The sequence below is a fragment of the Rhizobium sp. AN73 genome (genome assembly GCF_030757975.1).
Classification (GTDB): Bacteria; Pseudomonadota; Alphaproteobacteria; order Rhizobiales; family Rhizobiaceae; genus Agrobacterium; species Agrobacterium arsenijevicii.
Window position 1 is genome coordinate 1279143 of the sequence record NZ_JARWME010000002.1, and the last position, 19360, is coordinate 1298502.

Sequence of the window (19360 nt, forward strand, 5' to 3'; positions counted from 1 at the left end):
TCGCCTTCATTGAAACTGGTTGCTCAAATAAATGCGGGGGGCGCGGATGTAAAGACCCGCGCCCCCCGCCAAACATAAGACTGGTATCAATAAAGACCGCCGCCACCGCCGGTGATGGCCTGCTGCGCCTGTGGCGAGGTCTTCAGGATATCGTCCTGCGACATGCCATCCGCGCCGATCACCGAGAAGGTGTCAGCCGGGCCGGTGCCGGGCTTGAAGGCTTCCATGATGGTGTCCGGCTGGCCTTCCGAAGCTGCCATGCCGGTCTTGCGGTTGACGGCGATGAACTTCATGCCCTCAGGCACGATGAACTTGCTCGGTTGCAGGTGCTTGGCAGCATCCGCGATGAACTCGCCGAAGATCGGTGCCGACAGCGAGCCGCCGGTGCCGCCGCGACCGAGCGGTGCGGGCGAGATCGAAGCCGATATAAAGACCGGCAACCATGTCCGGCGTGTAACCGACGAACCAGGCGTCCTTTTCATCGTTGGTGGTGCCCGTCTTGCCGGCAACTGGCAGATCGACCTTGATCTTGCCCGCTGCCGTGCCGCGCTGCACAACACCTTCCAGCATGGAGGTCGTCTGGTAAGCGGTCATCGGATCGAGAACCTGCTCGCGATTATCGACGATCACAGGCTCGTCCTGATTTTGCCAGCTCGTCGCGTTGCAGCCCTCGCAGGCGCGCTCCTCATGCCGGAAGATCGTCTTGCCGTAACGGTCCTGAATGCGGTCGATCAGCGTCGGCTTGATCTGCTTGCCGCCATTGGCGATGACAGAATAGGCCGAGACCATGCGCATGATGGTCGTTTCACCGGAACCCAGCGACATTGCGAGAAGCGGCGGCATCTTGTCGTAGATGCCGAAGCGTTCGGCATATTCCGCCACCAGATTCATGCCCATGTCCTGCGCCAGACGCACGGTCATGAGGTTACGGGATTTTTCAATGCCGAGACGCAGGGTCGAGGGACCTGCGGAACCCCCGCCGTAATTCTGCGGCTTCCAGACCTGACCGCCGGAAACCACCTCGATCGGTGCATCGAGAATGACCGATGCCGGCGTATAGCCGTTGTCGAGTGCGGCCGCATAAATGAACGGCTTGAAAGAAGAACCGGGCTGACGCATCGCCTGCGTGGCGCGGTTGAATTCCGATTGCGCATAGGAGAAGCCGCCGACCATGGCCAGCACGCGGCCGGTATGCGGGTCCATCACCATCATGCCGCCCTGCACCTTGGGTGGCTGGCGCAGGCGGTATTCATTGCCGGAATTGGAAAGCGGCTGTGCATAGATGACGTCACCTGCCGCCAGAACGCCAACCGGCGACTTGGCGGTCGGCTTCTTGCCGGCTGCATCACGATAGGCCCAGCGCATGTTTTCAGCGGAGATATGGCCGCGCGTGCGCTTGTCGCCATCTTCGGAATCGGGGTCGACCTGCACACCGATATCGATGCCATCGGCAGCAACGGCGAGGACCACCGCGATCTTCCATTCGGGAACGTCGCGCAGGCCCTTGACCTTGGCGAGCGCCGCCGTCCGATCACCGGCCGTCTCGATCTTTTCGACGGGTCCGCGGAAACCGCGACGCTCGTCATATTGCACCAGACCGTCCTGAAGCGCCTTGCGCGCCTCCATCTGGATCTGCGGATCGAAAGAGGTACGGACCGAAAGGCCACCTTCGAGAAGCGCTTGTTCGCCGTATTTCTCTACGATCTGGCGGCGGACTTCCTCGGCGAAATAATCAGACGCGAAGATATGCGCGCCGCCGCGGCGCAGATTGACGCCAAGCGGCTGCTTCTTGGCATCTTCCGCATCACCGACCGTGATGTAGCCGTTCTCGGCCATGCGGTCGATCACCCAGTTGCGACGCTCCAGCGCCGCCTTTTCGCGACGGATCGGATGGTAGTTGGCCGGGCCCTTCGGCAACGATGCGAGATAGGCGGTCTCCGCAATCGTCAGCTCCGTCACCGATTTGTTGAAATAGGTGAGTGCCGCACCGGCGATACCGTAGGAATTCAGGCCGAAAAAGATCTCGTTGAGATAAAGCTCGAGGATCTTGTCCTTGGAATAGGTCTGCTCGATGCGGAAGGACAGAAGGGCTTCCTTGAGCTTGCGGTCGAAGGTCTGGTCGTTGGTCAGCAGGAAGTTCTTCGCCACCTGCTGGGTGATGGTGGAAGCGCCGACCGGACGACGGCCGGAGCCGATATTCTGCAGGTTGACGAGAACAGCACGGCCGAGACCCCAGATGTCCACACCCGGATGGTTGTAGAAATTCTTGTCTTCCGCCGAAAGGAAAGCCGCCTTCACCCGGTCCGGAATAGCCTGGATCGGCAGGAACAGGCGCTTTTCATGGGCGTATTCCGCCATCAGCGCACCGTTGCCGGCGTGCACGCGGGTCGTCACCGGCGGCTCATAGGTGCTCAGAACTGCGTAATCCGGCAGGTCCTTCGTCACGCCGTGCAAATAAATCGCACCGGCGCCGGCTGCGCACAGGAAGAGCACGCTCGCCAAGCCGAAAAAATATCCAATCAGTCTGATCATACCAAGCTACCGATAATTCGGATCGTAACCATCAACGCCCGATGATACGGGCGCATCCTTGCATATCGCGTGCCGTTTTGCACACCATACCTTCGATGACAAGCCGGAACGACAGCATTCGCTGATATGTTACCGGGCCGACTGCCGCAATCGCGGCTCCAGCCGCAATGGCGGATCGCCACAGAATCCGCTTCCGCAGTAACGCGGCGAATGTGAGTAAAATAGGGCTTCTCCTCCCTAATCGTCCGCAAGGCCCAAGAATTGAACAGCTTTTCGGCCGCGAAGGGCACGGCGGCAACAGCATCGCCGCTCACCCACCCGACACTTCAGCCGCCGTTCGCCATGGCTTTGGCGCGGTATCGTCCAACCGCGGTTGCCAGCGTATCGGCGACCTTCTTGCGCCATTCCCCGTCGAGAAGCAGTTTTTCGTCTTCCGGATTGGAAAGAAAGCCGAGTTCCAGCAGCACCGAGGGTACATCATGGGCGCGCAGCACCATGAAACCGGCATAGCGATGCGGATTGTTGATGAGGCCGACCTGCCCCTCGAAGGATGACACGATGTTTTCGGCGAGCGTCACCGAAAAGGCCTGCGTTTCGCGGCGGGTGAAATCCATAAGAATGTCGGCGACTTCCGGCGGCTCACTGGAGGCGGCAACACCGGCGATCTGGTCGGACTTGTTTTCACGCTCCGCCAGCTCCTGCGCCCTGCGGTCCGAGGCCCGGTCGGACAATGTATAAACGGTGGCGCCACGGATGCCCTTCTGCTTCAGGGTATCGGCGTGCAATGAAATGAACAGGTTGGCATTGTTCTGCCGGGCGATAGTCACCCGTTCGGACAGGGCGAGAAACGTATCGGAATCGCGCGTCAGGAACGCCTTGATGCCGGGTTCCCTGTTCATCCGCTCAACGAGTTCCTTGGCAAAGGTCAGCGTAATGACCTTTTCCTCCGTGCCGGTCACGCCGCCGGAGGCACCGGCGTCGATGCCGCCATGGCCCGCATCCACCGCGATGACGAATTCGGACGACCGCGATGTCTTGTCGTCAGGCGTAATCGCGGCGGTGGAGACCGGTGCAGGCGCCCGCCATTGCTGCTCTTTCACCAGTTCGGCGAATTTGGCCTTGGTGGTGATCTCCGCATCCAGCGCGAAACGGAAAGATTTCCCGTCCTCGCCCTTCTTCGTTTCGGCAACCGTCACCTGAACCGGTTTTTTTGCCGTCAGCACGATGCGGGCGCTGTTTTGCCCCATGCTGCCGAAGCGGATGTCCGAAAAAAGTCCGGTCGGCTTGAGATCGGATGCGGGGAAGGTGAAATTCACCGCCGGAAAGTCCACGACGATGCGGGCGGGCGAATCGAGATAATGAATGTCGAATTCCGGCTCCTCGGCAAAATCGAGAACGATGCGCGTGCGCGCTTCGTCGCCGACAATGCGCGCCTGATGGGCGACGAGCGGCTTCTGGGCGAAGGCCTGCGGGATTGAGGAGACGGATGCGACGACCGAAAAAACGACCGGCAAGACAAGGGCACCCGCGAGCCGCGCGATCTGCGCGCCGAGCGGCCCTACCCCATCGAATATCGCTGCGCTGCGCGTGAAATTCATGGTCTTCAAGAAATTCCGTATTTCTGTCATTTTTCATAGATGGTGCGGCAAACTGCCGGGAACGTCGCAATTTCAACCACACCGGACGAGTGTTTGCGCGTTTGCGCCCCACAATCGCAGGCGTTGGTGAACCAATTGTTAACCCGGAAATTCCACCAATAATATGGCATATTTAGCCAGCCTATTGCTATTATGACAGAGAAAACATACAACAAGGATGAGGGTTAAAAGTGTTGACGGGATAGATGCCCGCCGGCTGCCAATCGAAAAAGACGCTGGCGCTGCAAAACGGGCAATCATCTGCCGTCGTTACATTTATCCTGAAACTGGATCAATTCCGGCCGTGGCCGGAGACCTACCCGGTGGCAATGCCACCGCTGCTCTGAGGAGAGCAAATTCATCGGATCCCAAGGGGTCTATATATTATTGTCGTTCCGCCTGGCCAATGATGTCGCAGCAGTTTTCACATGAACCGGATACCAGGAGCAGGCCAAGCGCCTCGCCGTCGGTCCGGATGCTGCCAGTTTACAGAGGCCCGGCTGGAGACTTCATTTCCGGCACATCCTTGCACTCATATGAAAGGCTCGTCCGTGTGGCGGGCCTGTTCTCGTATAAAACAAGGCTGCGCCGAGGAGCACAGCTTACATGGCAGACAAAATGCTTATCGACGCCTCCCACGAAGAGGAGACACGCGTAGTCGTTGTCCGTGGGAACCGGATCGAAGAATTCGATTTCAGATCGGAGCACAAGAAACAGATCCGCGGCAATATCTACCTTGCCAAGGTCACGAGGGTTGAGCCCTCCCTTCAGGCGGCCTTTGTCGACTACGGTGGAAATCGCCACGGGTTTCTCGCTTTTGCGGAAATCCACCCCGACTATTACCAGATCCCGCTTGCCGACCGTCAGGCCCTCTTGAAGGCGGAAGCCGAGGACCATCGCCGCAGCGACGACTTCGAATCGGCTGATGCCCCTGAACCGGGCGCGCCGGCTGTTGATCTGTCGCAGGTGGACCAGCCCGATGTCGGCATCGTTGCCGCAAGCGAAACCGCGGAAGCCACCGTGGTCGTAGAGGAAACCGTTGCGGTTGCCGAAGAGGTCTCCGAGGATGTAGCGGCCGTGGTCGTCGAGGCTGTAGCCGAAGAAGCACCGAAGAAGCGTACCCGCCGCCCCCGCGCCAAGAAGAAGGTAGCGGAAGAAGAAGCCGTTTCCGAGACCGCCGAAGCGTCGTCTGACGAAGACGGCAGCACCGGCGGCGAAATGGCCGCGATGGTCGATACCGATACGATTTCCGAGGAAGTCGAAGGTCTTCGCCGCGGCAATGACGATGATGACGACGATGATGACGACGATGATGACGACCATCACGAAAAGGAAGTGATCGAATCCGTTGGCGCCGAAGACGCGATGGAAGAAGTTCCCGATCGCATTGCGCGCAAGCCGCGCAAGCAGTACCGCATTCAGGAAGTCATCAAGCGTCGCCAGATCCTTCTGGTACAGGTTGCCAAGGAAGAACGCGGCAACAAGGGTGCGGCACTCACCACCTATCTGTCGCTTGCCGGCCGTTATTCCGTGCTGATGCCGAACACGGCGCGCGGTGGTGGCATTTCCCGCAAGATCACCCAGCCGACCGACCGCAAGCGCCTGAAGGAAATCGCGCGCGATCTGGAAGTTCCGCAGGGCATGGGCGTCATTCTGCGTACCGCAGGCGCCAACCGTACCCGCGTCGAGATCAAGCGCGACTTCGAATATCTGATGCGTCTGTGGGAAAACGTCCGCACGCTGACGCTGAACTCCACGGCGCCCTGCCTCGTTTACGAGGAAGGCTCGCTCATCAAGCGTTCGATCCGCGACCTTTATAACAAGGATATCAGCGAGATCATCGTTTCGGGCGAAGAAGGCTACCGTGAAGCCAAAGACTTCATGAAGATGCTGATGCCGAGCCACGCCAAGGTGGTTCAGCCTTACCGCGACATTCATCCGATCTTCTCGCGCTCCGGCATCGAAGCCCAGCTCGACCGGATGCTGCAGCCGCAGGTGACGCTGAAATCGGGCGGTTATCTCATCATCAACCAGACCGAAGCGCTGGTTTCCATCGACGTGAACTCGGGTCGTTCGACCCGCGAGCATTCCATCGAGGAAACGGCGCTGACGACCAATCTCGAAGCTGCCGAAGAAGTGGCCCGCCAGCTGCGCCTTCGCGACCTTGCCGGTCTTGTCGTCATCGACTTCATCGACATGGAAGAAAAGCGCAACAACCGCTCCGTCGAGAAGAAGCTCAAGGATTGCCTGAAAAACGACCGGGCACGCATCCAGGTTGGACGTATCTCGCATTTCGGCCTCCTGGAAATGTCGCGCCAGCGCATCCGCGCTTCCGTGCTGGAATCGACCACGCAGGTCTGCCAGCATTGTGGCGGCACGGGCCATGTTCGCTCGGAATCCTCCGTCGCGCTGCACGTTCTGCGCGGTATCGAGGAATATCTGCTGCGCAACACCACCCACAACATCACGGTTCGCAGCACGCCGGACACGGCGCTCTACCTGCTCAACCACAAGCGCGGCACGATCGTCGATTATGAAGGCCGCTTCGGCGTATCGATCATCATCGCCGCCGATTCCGGCGTCGGCGCGCAGCATTTCGCCATCGATCGCGGTGAGGCCGTCGAAAATCCGGTGAAGATCGAAAGCCTTATCCAGATGCTCCCGAGCTTCGTGGAAGAGGAAGACGATTTCGTCGCCGAGGTGGAAGAGGACGAAGACGAGGAAGAAATCGTCAAGGCACAGGCCGGCGAGCCGCGCCAGCAGCAGCCGCAGGGCGACAATGGTGAAGATGGCAAGCGCAAGCGCAAGCGTCGTCGTCGCCGTCGTGGCAAGGGCGGACAGAACGACCAGAACGGTGCAGTTGATGCCCAGGCTGGTGATGACGCCGAAGCTGATGATGCGGACGACGAAGATGGCATCGAAACCGATGAGGCCGCAGACGATGCCGATGAAAACGGCGTAAACGAGGCTGCAACCTCTGACGAAGACGGCAAGCGCAAGCGTCGCCGTCGTGGCAAGCGTGGCGGCCGTCGCAACCGTGCTGAAGACGAGGCTCTCGATGCCGCAGGCACCGAGTCCGACGACGAAGGCGAAACGGCAGGCGAAAGCGACGTGGTTTCCGTCCCGGCGCCCGTAACCGAAGAGCCTGCCGCCGCTGAAGTGGTGGAAGGTGTGGTTGCCGACGTTGTGGAAACGGAAGCACCGAAGAAACCGCGCCGCACCCGCAAGGCGAAGGCCAAGACCGAAGACGCGCCGCAGGCTGAAGTAGAAGCCAAAGTCGTTGAGACGGTCGAGCCGGTAATCGTTGAGCCAGCAGTCGTTGCCGCAACCGTCGTCGATGTTGCGCTCGATGAAGTGGGTGAAGCCTCGGCTGATCTCGGTCCGGAAGCCGAAGCGCCGGCGAGCGAGGAAAAGGTTCGTGCGAACCGGGGCAGCAATGTCTCGAGTTCGGAGCCGGTAGTGACCTCCTCGGGCACGCCTGCCAACCCTGAGGGCGACGAGCCGAAGCCGCGCAAGGGCGGCTGGTGGCAGCGCAAGGGCTTCTTCTGATAGAACGCATTAAAACAAAAACGCCCGCAACCATGTTGCGGGCGTTTTGCTTTAAGGTGCACTCCTCTCCCTCTCCTGCGTCATCCTCGCCCTTGAGGCGAGGACCCATGACCGGTTGCGGGATGGATCCTCGGGTCCAGCCCGAGGATGACGTCGAATGTGGGGAGGCCTGGCATCGACCGTGACGCCGGCGACATATAGCCGGCGCTTTCGCTTTAGACGAATATCTCGTTTGTTATCCCTGCCCCTTAGACAGACCGCGTCAGGCCGCCATCAACCCGGATGTTCTGGCCGGTGATGTAACCCGCACCTTCCGAGGCGAGGAACGCCACGGTTGCGGCAATCTCGTCGCTCGTTCCGTAACGCTGCATCGGCACACCCTGACGGCGTTCTTCCGTGGCGGGCAGGCTGTCGATCCAGCCGGGCAGGACATTGTTCATGCGCACATTGTCGGCCGCATAGGTATCGGAAAAAATCTTGGTGTAGGAGGCAAGGCCGGCGCGGAACACGGCGGAAGTCGGGAACATGCTGCTCGGCTCGAAAGCCCAGGCGGTCGAGATGTTGACGATCGCACCGGCCTTCTGCTTCACCATGAACGGAGCCACGATCCGTGTCGGGCGGATGACGTTCATCAGGTAGACATCGAGACCCGTGTGCCATTGCTCGTCAGTGATATCGAGGATGGAGGCGCGCGGGCCATGGCCTGCACTGTTGACCAGCACATCGATACGGCCGAATTTTTCGAGCGTGAGATCGGTGAGGCGTTTGAGGTCGTCATTGGACTGGTTGGAGCCGGTGACGCCGATACCGCCCAGTTCCTTCGCCAGCGCCTCTCCCTTGCCGGAGGACGACAGGATCGCAAGCTTGTAACCATCAGCGCCTAAACGTTTCGCCACGGCCGCGCCCATGCCGCTGCCGCCTGCCGTCACAATCGCCACTTTTTCTGCCGACATTGTTCTTTTCTCCGTTCCCATCGGGCGAACCGCCTCGTGGCGACCCTTCTCTATCCGTAATCCACCCTATCTATAGCCGGTTTCGGCAGCGAGTTCGAACCAGAAAGCCTTGGCTCGGCTTGAAGAAAAACTGATGCTGAAGGCTATCAGCACTGCACTTGCGCATCCGCCGAATGGACCTGTCTGCTGTCGGGCGGTGCCTCCTCCCTCTCCCGCAGACCATAGTCCCGCATCACATAAGCAATACGCAGCCGGTAATTGCAAAAGACGCCGGACCGGCCCAGCGCCTGTGCTGCGCGATGCGGCGCGGTGTTGCGCCACGCCTTCACCGCCTCCTCATCCCGGAAGAACGACAGGGAAAGCATCTTGTCCGGATGGGTAATGCTTTGAAATCGTTCGACGGACAGGAAGCCGTCGATGGTTTCGAGTTCGGCCCGCAGGCTGGCGGCAATATCGAGATAATGCTGTTTCTCGCCCTCAGCCGGCCAGACCTCGAAGATGACGGCAATCATCTTGCGCCTCCCGCGTGGGGAGCGGACGCCAGCCGTAGGAAAAGCCTGTCCTCACGGCGGATGAACTGCCCGCGCCGGGCGAATTCATAATTCTCCCGCCCCTGCCGGATCAGCGGCAAGCCGCGCCCTGTAGGCCTCGTAAGCAGCGAGGCTCTCAATGTTGTAGACGCCATAGGCAATTGTGCTCGATCCTTCCTTCGGCGCGTAATAACCGATCAGATCGGCGCCGCAGCGCGGTATCGCCTCGCCCCAGTTGCGGGCATATTGATCGAAGGCATCGACCTTGAAGGGGTCGATCTCGTAGCGGATGAAACAGGTCAGCATCGGTAGTCTCCTCGTGTTCTGCCTCTCCTGTTTACGCCATTGCCTGACATCAATGCTTCGGCTATCATCGAACTATGAAAGACGGACCCTTGATCGCCAATGTCGCCGCCCTGATCGGCGACCCTGCCCGCGCCAACATATTGACGGCGCTGATGGATGGGCGCGCGCTGACGGCAAGCGAACTTGCGGAAGCCGCAGGCGTGACCCTGCAGACCGCCAGCGGGCATCTGGCGAAACTCTCCGACGCGCAGCTACTGAAGGCGGAAAAACAGGGGCGTCATCGCTATTTCCGACTTTCCGACGAGGATGTGGCACAGGTTCTGGAAGCGCTGATGGGGCTTGCCCAGCGCACTGGCGCGGTGCGCGTGCGCACCGGACCAAAAGACAAGGCGCTGCGCGAAGCGCGCATCTGTTACGATCATCTGGCCGGAGAAAGCGGCGTGGCGCTGCTTTCCGCCATCGTTGCAAACGGGTTTGTGACGTCAGGCGACGACCCTACGCTGACGGATAGCGGACGCGATTTCTTCGCAAGCTTTGGCATCGACCTTTCGCCGCTGGAAAAAGCACGGCGCCCGGTCTGTCTGCATTGCCTGGACTGGAGCGAACGCCGCCATCACCTCGGTGGCGGGCTTGGCGCATCGCTGCTTGCAGCCATGCAGCAGCGCGACTGGCTACGACACGGAAACGGCCGCGTGCTGACCTTCACCACCAAGGGCGAAAAGGCGTTTGCCAGCACCTTCGGCTGCACGCCCGCCTGATCCCCGACAGGGAAAGACGAATCGGGGCTTATTTCAGCCAGCCGGCGATACGTCCCACGGCCTCGGCAATATCCGACACCGAACCCGCATAGGAAATGCGCAGAGCGCGGTGGCCCTCCTCCGGGTCGAAATCCATGCCTGGCGTCGCCGCCACATCGATTTCCGCAAGCATCCGCTTGGCAAAATCCATGCTGTCGTTGGAATAACGACTGGTATCGACATAGGCGTAAAAAGCGCCATCCATCGGAGACGCGAGCGGCAGGCCGATTTCCGGCAAGCGCGCCATCAGGAAATCGCGGTTGGTGCGGTAGCTTTCCCGGTAGACGTCCAGCTCCTCCGCCGCCGAAAAGGCGGCGGTCGCGGCAAGCTGCGAAAGTTCCGGCGGTGAGATGTAGAGGCTCTGGGCCAGACATTCGACCGGACGGACGAGATTTTCCGGCAGGACCATCCAGCCGATGCGCCAGCCGGTCATGCAGTAATATTTGGAGAAGGAATTGATGACGACGGCATTGTCGGTGATTTCAAGCGCGCTCGTTTCCTCGCCGACAAAGGTAAGGCCGTGGTAGATCTCGTCGGAAATGAAGGCCATGTCGCGGCTTTCGCAATAGTTTGCGAGCCTTTTCAGCGCCTCGCGACCAGTCACCGTGCCGGTCGGATTGGCCGGGCTTGCCAGAAGCACGCCCTTCAGCTTGCAGCCCGCTCTGGTCTCCGCCCGCTCCAGGCTGGCTGGCGTCAGCGTATAACCGGTTTCGGCCGTGACAGGCACTTCCACGACATTAAGGCCGAGCGCTTTCAGGATATTGCGATAGGCGGGATAGCCGGGCCTTGCGATCGCGACGTGATCGCCGGCATCGAAAAGGCTGAGGAAAGCGAGATTGAAGGCGGCGGAAGAGCCGGTGGTCACGGCGATGCGTGCGGGATCGACAGCGATCTGGTGGCGCAGCCGGTAATGGCCGGCGATGGCTTCACGCAGTTCGCGCAGGCCCAGCGCGTCGGTATAGCCGATCCGCCCATGCTTCAGCGCCTCCTGTGCAGCCGCCAGCGAGGCTTTCGGTGCCGGGTGGGAAGGCTGGCCGACCGCCATGGAAATGACGGGACGCCCCGCCTGCCGTCGCCGGTTCGCTTCCGCCAGGATATCCATGGCATGAAAGGGTTCGACTGCGCTCCGCTTCGACATTGTTACCAAGGGTATGCTCTTTCCTGAACCGTATTTCAGAGACTTGCCGCAGAATCACACTCTTCACAATCGTGCGACCATAATGCGGACAACTATTTTTGCCGTATGGCATTTGGCTTAAAGTAAGGTAATTGCATCATAACATTCATGAGGCATTGGCCGCACAGTATGAGGACCGATATGGCGCATCTTCTCCGTTCAACCCTTCTCGCCAGCGTGACGGCCCTTTCGACGGTTTTCGTCTCGCTGCCCGCGCATGCTCTCGATGAGAAGCAGAAGAAGGAAATGGGCGAGTTCATCAAGCAATATCTGATCGAGAACCCCGAGATCATGCTTGAGGTTCAGGACGCGCTGGAACGCAAGCAATATGCGACCCGCAACGCCAAGGCCGCGGAAGCGGTTGCCGACAACCAGAAGACCATCTTCGAATCGAAATATGATCTGGCGCTCGGCAATCCGGACGGCGACGTCACGCTGGTCGAGTTCTTCGATTACAATTGCGGTTATTGCAAACGCGCCATGGGCGACATGGACAATATTCTGAAGAGCGACAAGAAGGTGCGCGTCGTCCTCAAGGAATTCCCGATCCTCGGGCCGGAATCGGTCGCAGCCCATCGGGTCTCCAACGCCGTCAAGCTGCTTGCCCCGGCAAAGTATCCCGAGTTCCAACGCGCCCTGCTCGGCGGCCGCGGACGGGCGAATGAGGACAGCGCCATGGAAGTCGCGACCTCGCTTGGCCTCAAGGAAGCCGACATCCGCAAGTCGATGGCTGAAAACCCCAACGACGCGCAGGTGCAGGAAACCTACAAGCTCGCCAACAGCCTCGGCATCACCGGAACGCCGTCCTATATCGTCGGCAACGAGGCCGTTTTCGGCGCTGTTGGTGCGGACCCGCTGAAGGAAAAAATCGCCAATATGCGCACCTGCGGAAAAGCCACCTGCTCCTGATTGCCGAAAAAGCTCCCGCATTCCCTGTGGATGCCGGGCCTCCCGGCTCTTTACGGCTTTCGGGGGCTTTTCCTTGACGGCTGCGCAGTCTATAGGTGTCGCTGATTTTCTTATGGAAACGCGAATGAGCAACATCATCATCGTCATCAATGGCCCCAATCTCAACATGCTGGGAAAAAGGGAACCGGGTATCTATGGTGGCAAGACGCTGAAAGACATCGAGAACGATTGTCTTGCGGCTGGTGCCGATCTCGGCTTCGCAGTGGAATTCCGCCAGTCCAACCACGAAGGCGTGCTCGTGGACTGGTTGCATGAGGCGGGCGAGAGGGCGGCGGGCGTCGTCATCAATCCCGGTGCCTACAGCCACACCTCGATCGCGCTACACGACGCCATTCGTGCGATTTCCACACCCGTCGTGGAAGTGCACATTTCCAACATCCACGCGCGGGAAGAATTCCGTCATAAATCGATGGTATCGCCCGCCGCGAAGGGCATGGTCTGCGGTTTCGGACCATACGGATATATCATGGCGCTTCACGCGCTGAAAAACATCACGGCATAAAAAGAAACAAAGAATAGGGTTTGTCATGTCTGAAAAGAAACAGGGTATCGACAAGGAACTGATCCGCGAGCTCGCGAATATCCTCAACGATACCGACCTTTCGGAAATCGAAGTGGAGCAGGAAGACCTGCGCATCCGCGTTTCCCGCGCCGCTCCGCCAGCCACGGTCTATGCCTCGGCGCCCGCCCACTACGCAGCACCGGCGCCAGCCCCTGCAGCGGCGGTTGTTGCAGCACCTGTAGCACCTGCGGCCTCCGCAGCGCCTGCCCGCAACCCGGCCAACACCGTCACCTCTCCGATGGTCGGCACGGTCTATCTGTCGCCTGCTCCGGGCGCACGTCCCTTCATCGAAGTGGGCGCGACTGTCAAGGAAGGCCAGACCATCCTCATCGTCGAAGCCATGAAGACCATGAACCAGATCCCGGCCCCCAAGTCCGGCAAGGTTGTGGAAATCATCGTCAACGACTCACAGCCCGTGGAGTATGGTGAAGCTCTCGTGGTCATCGAATAAAGGCGGTTCAGCATGGTTTCGAAGATCCTCATAGCCAACCGCGGCGAGATTGCGCTGCGCGTCCTGCGCGCTGCCAAGGAGCTTGGCATTCCGACAGTCGCCGTGCATTCCACGGCCGACGCGGACGCCATGCATGTGCGCCTTGCCGACGAAAGCGTCTGCATCGGCCCGCCACCCTCGCGTGACAGCTACCTCAACATCCACCAGATCGTTGCGGCCTGCGAAATCACCGGTGCGGACGCCGTTCACCCCGGTTACGGCTTCCTGTCGGAAAATGCCAAGTTCGCCGATATTCTCGACGCGCACGGCATCACCTTCATCGGACCGACCGCCGAACATATCCGCATCATGGGCGACAAGATCACCGCCAAGCAGACGGCACAGGAACTCGGCATTCCCGTCGTTCCCGGCTCGGATGGCGAAGTGAAGCCTGAAAACGCGCTCGAAATTGCCCGGACGATCGGCTTCCCGGTCCTCATCAAGGCAACGGCGGGGGGTGGCGGTCGCGGTATGAAGGTGGCGAAGACCGAAGCCGATCTGGAAGAGGCGGTTGCGACTGCCCGCTCCGAGGCGGCAGCAGCCTTCGGCAACGACGCCGTCTACATGGAAAAATACCTCGGCAAGCCGCGCCATATCGAAGTGCAGGTTTTTGGCGATGGCGAAGGCAATGCCATTCACCTTGGCGAACGCGATTGCTCGTTGCAACGCCGTCACCAGAAGGTGCTGGAAGAAGCCAATTCACCGGCGCTGACCGTCGAACAGCGCATGAAGATCGGCGAAATCTGCGCCGACGCCATGCGCAAGCTGAAATATCGCGGTGCCGGCACCATCGAGTTCCTTTATGAAAACGGCGAGTTCTATTTCATCGAAATGAACACCCGTCTTCAGGTGGAGCATCCGGTCACGGAAGCGATCACCGGCATGGATCTCGTGCAGGAACAGATCAGGGTCGCTTCAGGCCAGGGCCTGTCGGTCACGCAGGCGGATATCGAATTCCATGGCCATGCCATCGAATGCCGAATCAACGCCGAAGACCCGCGTACCTTCGTTCCCTCCCCCGGCACGCTGACCTATTTCCACACGCCGGGCGGTCTTGGCGTACGCGTCGATCTGGGTGCCTATCAGGGCTACAAGATCCCGCCCTATTACGACAGCATGATCGGCAAGCTGATCGTTCACGGTCGCGACCGTGACGAATGCATCCGCCGTCTGCGTCGGGCGCTGGACGAGTTCGTCGTCGACGGCATCAAGACCACTCTACCGCTTTTCCAGGATCTTCTTCAGAACGAAGATATCCTCAATGGCAATTACGACATTCACTGGCTGGAGAAGTACCTGGCCGGTGATGCGTCTCACTAAGACGATATGGTTGGGCGGCGCAGCAGAAATAACGGCATAACCGTCGATATATTGCTGCGCGCCTATTCCGCCGGCCTGTTTCCCATGGCCGATTCGGCAGATGACCCAGAGCTTTTCTGGGTCGAGCCCGAGATCTGCGGTATCATCCCGCTCAATGATTTCCACATTTCCAAAAGCCTTACCAAGGCAATGCGCAGGAAGCCGTTCGACATACGCTTCAACACCGCTTTCGAAGCGGTGATGGCGGGCTGTGCTGCGGCAGCGCCGGACAGGCCGAGCACCTGGATCAATTCCACCATTCGCAAGCTCTACACCGAGCTGCACCAGATCGGCCACGCCCATAGCGTCGAGGCGTGGGACGGCAAGGAACTGGTCGGCGGGCTTTACGGCGTGTCGCTCGGAGCCGCATTCTTCGGCGAAAGCATGTTTTCCCGCCGCACCAACGCCTCCAAGATTTGTCTCGTGCATCTGGTGGAACGGCTGAGGGCGAGCGGTTTCGTGCTACTCGACACACAATTCACCACCGAGCATCTGAAGACATTCGGCGCAATCGACGTGCCGAAGCAGCAATATGCGAAAATGCTCGATCAGGCCGTCAACCGGCCCAACCTGCAGTTCTAGAGCACGTCCGGTTTAAACGGAATCGCTAGACGTGCTCTAACTTTTTGTTTTTACGCATTTTCCGGACGTAAAACCGCTACGCACTTTTACTGGAAATGCTCTAAAAATCATAACGTAAGGTTATTTTTTTGCCGTAGAGGGAGCGGGAACAGTGGAGTCCTGCTTGCAGCCCGTCAGCCAGACGTCGTAGATCGGGTGCTCGACGGCGTTGAGGCCGGGGCTGTCGGCGAACATCCAGCCGGTGAAAATCCGGCGGATCTTGCGGTCGAGCGTGATTTCATCGACTTCGATGAAGGCGTCGATCTTCTGGGTTTCCGTCTGGTCGCGGGAATAACAGACCTTCGGCGTCACCTGAAGCGCGCCGAACTGCACCGTCTCGTTAATATAGACATCGAAAGAGGTGATGCGGCCGGTGATCTTGTCGATACCGGAAAACACCGCGACGCGGTTTTCCAGACGGGCAGCGGAGACGGGCGAAATGAGGATGACGGCAGAGACCGCCGCAAACAGCGACACTGTCAGCGCACGCAAAGAGCGATCCCGCGTGAATATCCTCATACGATATGTCTCCAAAAAATTGCCTGTGTCGAGACGACGACCGGATCAACGCGTAAGGGCGGAATGTGGCAAAAACCGGTGAGGTCCGGCGTAAGCGCGGCGTTTTGCACAACACCGCGCATCACAATTCTCAGTTGCCGGGGGTCCAGGCGTCGTAGTCGCCGGTCACGCGCGGGCGCTCGCCGGCCACAGCCAACGACCCTTGAGGGCGATAGGCCTTGGACGTGCCGGTGAGGTTGGTCTGGTGCGCCTTCTGCCATTCGCGCGGAACGTAGGTTTCCTGGCTCGGCGGCACGTCGGTGCGGTAATGCATCCAGCCATGCCAGCCGGGCGGAATGGCCGAAGCTTCAGCATAACCGTTGTAGATCACCCAGCGGCGCGGCATGCCCCAGGAGGTCGTGCCGCCTTCGTAATAGGTGTTGCCCAACTCGTCCTGTCCGACCTTCTTGCCGAAACGCCAGGTGTGAAACCGCGTTCCGATCGTCTGGCCGTTCCACCAGGTGAAGATTTGCGTCAGGAGAGTCTTCATTATGCGTTCCTCGGGCTTGAATGCACCGCAGCGATTTTCTAGTCGCACGGCACAAGAAAAGCTTATGCCGCCACCTGCGACAATTGTCCAGCATTTCGAGATATATCCGCGCTATTTCAGCTTCATCCTGAAGCCAAAATGCCGCTTCTCGAAACCCAGCCGCTCGTAGAAGCGATGCGCATCCAGCCGGGCCATGTTTGAGGTGAGCTGCACGGCGTTCAGACCGCTGCGCCGCGCTTCCTCAAGGCAATAATTGATCATCACTGCGCCGATGCCGCGGCCGCGCATGTCGGACCGCGTCTGCACCGCCTCGATCATCATGGATTTCGCCCCGCGCCCGATGAGCTTGGTCAGGATGGCCGTCTGAAATGTGCCGACGACCTCCCCCTCCAGTTCAGCCACGTAGAGCGTCTCGGTGGGCGATGCATCTATGTCGCGGAAAGCCGCGAGATAATCCGGCTGCGCCGATCCGTCGGCGGTATCGCCATGGCCCCCGACCTCGTCGGCTGCATAGATGGCGGCGAGCGCCGGAACATCCTCTTGCCTTGCCGTGCGGATTATCAGCTTGTCCAGTGTCGCATTCATCGTTTCAGGCTCTTTTCCATTACGATGCCGGGCAAACCCTCGATGCCCGCCATGCGCTCGATCTGATCTACTTCGGCAAAACCGACGCCTTCATAAAAGGCGATTGCGACAGTATTTTTAGGCTCGACTTCAAGACGCATGATTTCCGCATCCGGAAAGCAGGTTTCGAGTTCGGCAAAGAGATCGCGGCCGACGCCCTGGCGCTGGAATTCCGGGGCCACATAAAGCTGGTGCAGCAGGGCCGTCTTCACCATTTTGGTGGACATGGAGCCATAGGCCATACCGCCAATCCGCTTACCATCATCAGCCACCAGAAACTCGCCACCTTTTTTCTCAACACGGTCCTTCATGGCCTGCGGCGAATGCCAAGCCGCAATCAGCTCGTTCACCTTGTCGGCGCCGTAGATCGCGTCATAGGTCGCGTGCCAGGTCGTGGCGAGCAAGGTGCGTACCGGCTCAATGTCTCGCAGACTTGCCGTGCGAATGAAAAACATGATGGCTCCGTCTAAAAACAGAAATGCCGGGACCTCGTCCCGGCAGAAGCGATGTCAGACCCCCGCACTCGACGTCATCCTCGGGCTTGACCCGAGGATCTAAGCACGTTCGACCTTGTGGGTCGTTAGATCCTCGGGTCAAGCCCGAGGATGACGGACGAGAGACCTCCGGTCTCTCACAACCGCCTACCGAGGGTGACCCCGGCTCACAATTCTTACTCGTCCTCAATGCCGAGCTTGGCCTTCACCAGCGCCTGCACGGCCTGCGGGTTGGCCTTGCCGCCCGTCGCCTTCATGACCTGGCCGACGAACCAGCCGGCAAGCGTCGGCTTCGCCTTCACCTTCTCGACCTGATCCGGATTGGCGGCGATGATTTCATCCACGGCCTTTTCGATGGCGCCGGTATCCGTCACCTGCTTCATGCCGCGCGTCTCGACGATTTCAGCCGGGTTACCGCCCTCGTTCCAGATGATTTCGAACACATCCTTGGCGATTTTGCCCGAAATGGTCTCGGCCTTGATGAGGTCGATGATGCCACCCAGCTGTTCCGGCGAAACCGGCGTCGTCTCGATATCCTTGCCGAACTTGTTCAGCGCACCAAGAAGATCGTTGATGACCCAGTTGGCGGCAGCCTTCGCATCGCGACCGGCAGCAACGGCCTCGTAATAATCGGCAATCGCCTTTTCCGAAACGAGGATCGAGGCGTCATAGATCGACAGGCCGAGATCGGCCACGAAACGCGCCTTCTTGTCGTCGGGAAGCTCCGGCAGATCGACCTTCAGCGCCTCGACGAAAGCATCGTCGAATTCAAGCGGCAGCAGGTCCGGATCGGGGAAATAACGATAGTCATGCGCATCTTCCTTCGAGCGCATCGAGCGCGTCTCGCCCTTGCCGGGGTCGAACAGGCGAGTTTCCTGATCGATGGCACCGCCGTCTTCCAGAATGGCGATCTGGCGGCGCGCCTCATATTCGATGGCCTGGCCGACGAAGCGGATGGAGTTGACGTTCTTGATTTCACAGCGCGTGCCGAAGCCTTCGCCGGGACGGCGCACGGAGACGTTGACGTCGGCGCGCATCGAGCCTTCGTCCATGTTGCCGTCGCAGGTGCCGAGATAACGCACGATGGAGCGCAGCTTGGTGAGATAGGCCTTTGCCTCATCCGACGAGCGCATATCCGGCTTGGAAACGATTTCCATCAGCGCCACGCCCGAACGGTTCAGGTCCACGAAGGACATGGTCGGGTGCTGGTCATGCATGGACTTGCCGGCGTCCTGCTCCAGATGCAGGCGTTCGATGCCGATCTCGATATCCTCGAAATTGCCCTGACGGTCCGGACCGAGCGAAATGGTGATGATGCCCTCGCCGACGATCGGGGCCTTGAACTGCGAAATCTGGTAGCCCTGCGGCAAATCCGGATAGAAGTAGTTCTTGCGATCGAAGATCGAACGGTTGTTGATCTTCGCCTTCAGGCCAAGACCGGTGCGCACCGCCTGCTTGACGCACTCCTCGTTGATGACGGGAAGCATGCCGGGCATGGCGGCATCCACCAGCGACACGTTGGAGTTCGGCGCATTGCCGAAGGTGGTCGAAGCGCCGGAGAACAGTTTGGAATTGGAGAGAACCTGCGCATGCACCTCCAAGCCGATCACGATTTCCCAATCGCCGGTGGCGCCGGGAATGAAGCGTTTCGGGTCGGGGGTGCGCACGTCTACAAGGGTCATCTGAAGCTCACGAAATACGGGTTCTTTGGC

The 19360-nt window shown here is 59.7% G+C and carries 16 protein-coding genes and 2 pseudogenes; 7 read left to right on the forward strand and 11 right to left on the reverse strand.

Annotated elements, in window-relative coordinates:
- Positions 1-86: 86 nt before the first annotated feature.
- Positions 87-2532 (reverse strand): annotated as a pseudogene (locus RBH10_RS16255) (penicillin-binding protein 1A).
- Positions 2533-2858: 326 nt separating this feature from the next.
- Positions 2859-4130 (reverse strand): N-acetylmuramoyl-L-alanine amidase, encoded by a 1272-nt coding sequence (locus tag RBH10_RS16260; RefSeq protein ID WP_306180947.1) that lies wholly within the window; start codon positions 4128-4130, stop codon positions 2859-2861.
- 645 nt (positions 4131-4775) lie between these two features.
- Here RBH10_RS16260 and RBH10_RS16265 point away from each other — a divergent pair.
- The gene (locus tag RBH10_RS16265) at positions 4776-7718 is read left to right on the forward strand and encodes a ribonuclease E/G (RefSeq protein WP_306180701.1); all 2943 of its coding nucleotides are present in this window, start codon (positions 4776-4778) and stop codon (positions 7716-7718) included.
- 248 nt (positions 7719-7966) lie between these two features.
- Here the strand turns inward: RBH10_RS16265 and RBH10_RS16270 are convergent, their stop codons facing one another.
- The 3 genes and pseudogenes from RBH10_RS16270 to RBH10_RS16280 form a co-directional block, all read right to left on the reverse strand.
- Entirely contained in the window at positions 7967-8671 is a 705-nt protein-coding gene (locus RBH10_RS16270) for an SDR family oxidoreductase (RefSeq protein WP_281036499.1), read from the reverse strand.
- Positions 8672-8817: 146 nt separating this feature from the next.
- Positions 8818-9183 (reverse strand): antibiotic biosynthesis monooxygenase, encoded by a 366-nt coding sequence (locus RBH10_RS16275; RefSeq protein WP_281036498.1) that lies wholly within the window; start codon positions 9181-9183, stop codon positions 8818-8820.
- Positions 9180-9507: pseudogene (locus RBH10_RS16280) on the reverse strand (NIPSNAP family protein). Before RBH10_RS16280 ends, RBH10_RS16275 begins: the two are co-directional and overlap by 4 nt.
- A gap of 74 nt (positions 9508-9581) precedes the next feature.
- On the opposite strand from RBH10_RS16280, the gene RBH10_RS16285 reads away from it, so the two are divergent.
- A complete protein-coding gene (locus RBH10_RS16285; protein WP_281036496.1) occupies positions 9582-10265 on the forward strand; it encodes a helix-turn-helix transcriptional regulator in 684 nt (227 codons plus the stop codon).
- 28 nt (positions 10266-10293) lie between these two features.
- On the opposite strand, the gene RBH10_RS16290 is transcribed toward RBH10_RS16285, so the two are convergent.
- Positions 10294-11451: a pyridoxal phosphate-dependent aminotransferase gene (locus RBH10_RS16290; RefSeq protein ID WP_281036495.1), complete on the reverse strand. Its 1158-nt coding sequence runs from the start codon at positions 11449-11451 to the stop codon at positions 10294-10296.
- 171 nt (positions 11452-11622) lie between these two features.
- Between RBH10_RS16290 and RBH10_RS16295 the strand changes: the two genes are divergently transcribed.
- From RBH10_RS16295 to aat, 5 genes are all read left to right on the forward strand, one after another.
- Positions 11623-12390 (forward strand): DsbA family protein, encoded by a 768-nt coding sequence (locus RBH10_RS16295; protein WP_045015993.1) that lies wholly within the window; start codon positions 11623-11625, stop codon positions 12388-12390.
- Positions 12391-12514: 124 nt separating this feature from the next.
- Positions 12515-12952 (forward strand): type II 3-dehydroquinate dehydratase, encoded by a 438-nt coding sequence (gene aroQ, locus RBH10_RS16300; protein WP_003496340.1) that lies wholly within the window; start codon positions 12515-12517, stop codon positions 12950-12952.
- Between the two features lie 25 nt (positions 12953-12977).
- The gene (gene accB / locus RBH10_RS16305) at positions 12978-13463 is read left to right on the forward strand and encodes an acetyl-CoA carboxylase biotin carboxyl carrier protein (protein ID WP_281036494.1); all 486 of its coding nucleotides are present in this window, start codon (positions 12978-12980) and stop codon (positions 13461-13463) included.
- Positions 13464-13475: 12 nt separating this feature from the next.
- Positions 13476-14822, forward strand: coding sequence for an acetyl-CoA carboxylase biotin carboxylase subunit (gene accC / locus RBH10_RS16310; protein WP_306180703.1), 1347 nt, complete (start codon positions 13476-13478; stop codon positions 14820-14822).
- A 6-nt stretch (positions 14823-14828) separates the two neighbouring features.
- Positions 14829-15443 (forward strand): leucyl/phenylalanyl-tRNA--protein transferase, encoded by a 615-nt coding sequence (aat, locus tag RBH10_RS16315; protein ID WP_306180704.1) that lies wholly within the window; start codon positions 14829-14831, stop codon positions 15441-15443.
- Between the two features lie 120 nt (positions 15444-15563).
- Here the strand turns inward: aat and RBH10_RS16320 are convergent, their stop codons facing one another.
- From RBH10_RS16320 to gatB, 5 genes are all read right to left on the reverse strand, one after another.
- Positions 15564-16001 (reverse strand): DUF2155 domain-containing protein, encoded by a 438-nt coding sequence (locus RBH10_RS16320; RefSeq protein WP_045015989.1) that lies wholly within the window; start codon positions 15999-16001, stop codon positions 15564-15566.
- A 130-nt stretch (positions 16002-16131) separates the two neighbouring features.
- Entirely contained in the window at positions 16132-16530 is a 399-nt protein-coding gene (locus RBH10_RS16325; RefSeq protein ID WP_045015988.1) for an NADH:ubiquinone oxidoreductase subunit NDUFA12, read from the reverse strand.
- Positions 16531-16641: 111 nt separating this feature from the next.
- Entirely contained in the window at positions 16642-17115 is a 474-nt protein-coding gene (locus RBH10_RS16330; protein ID WP_306180705.1) for a GNAT family N-acetyltransferase, read from the reverse strand.
- Entirely contained in the window at positions 17112-17609 is a 498-nt protein-coding gene (locus RBH10_RS16335; RefSeq protein WP_306180706.1) for a GNAT family N-acetyltransferase, read from the reverse strand. Before RBH10_RS16335 ends, RBH10_RS16330 begins: the two co-directional genes overlap by 4 nt.
- 215 nt (positions 17610-17824) lie before the next feature.
- On the reverse strand, positions 17825-19330 hold the full coding sequence (gatB, locus tag RBH10_RS16340) for an Asp-tRNA(Asn)/Glu-tRNA(Gln) amidotransferase subunit GatB (RefSeq protein ID WP_281036490.1): 1506 nt from the start codon (positions 19328-19330) through the stop codon (positions 17825-17827).
- Positions 19331-19360 lie beyond the last annotated feature (30 nt).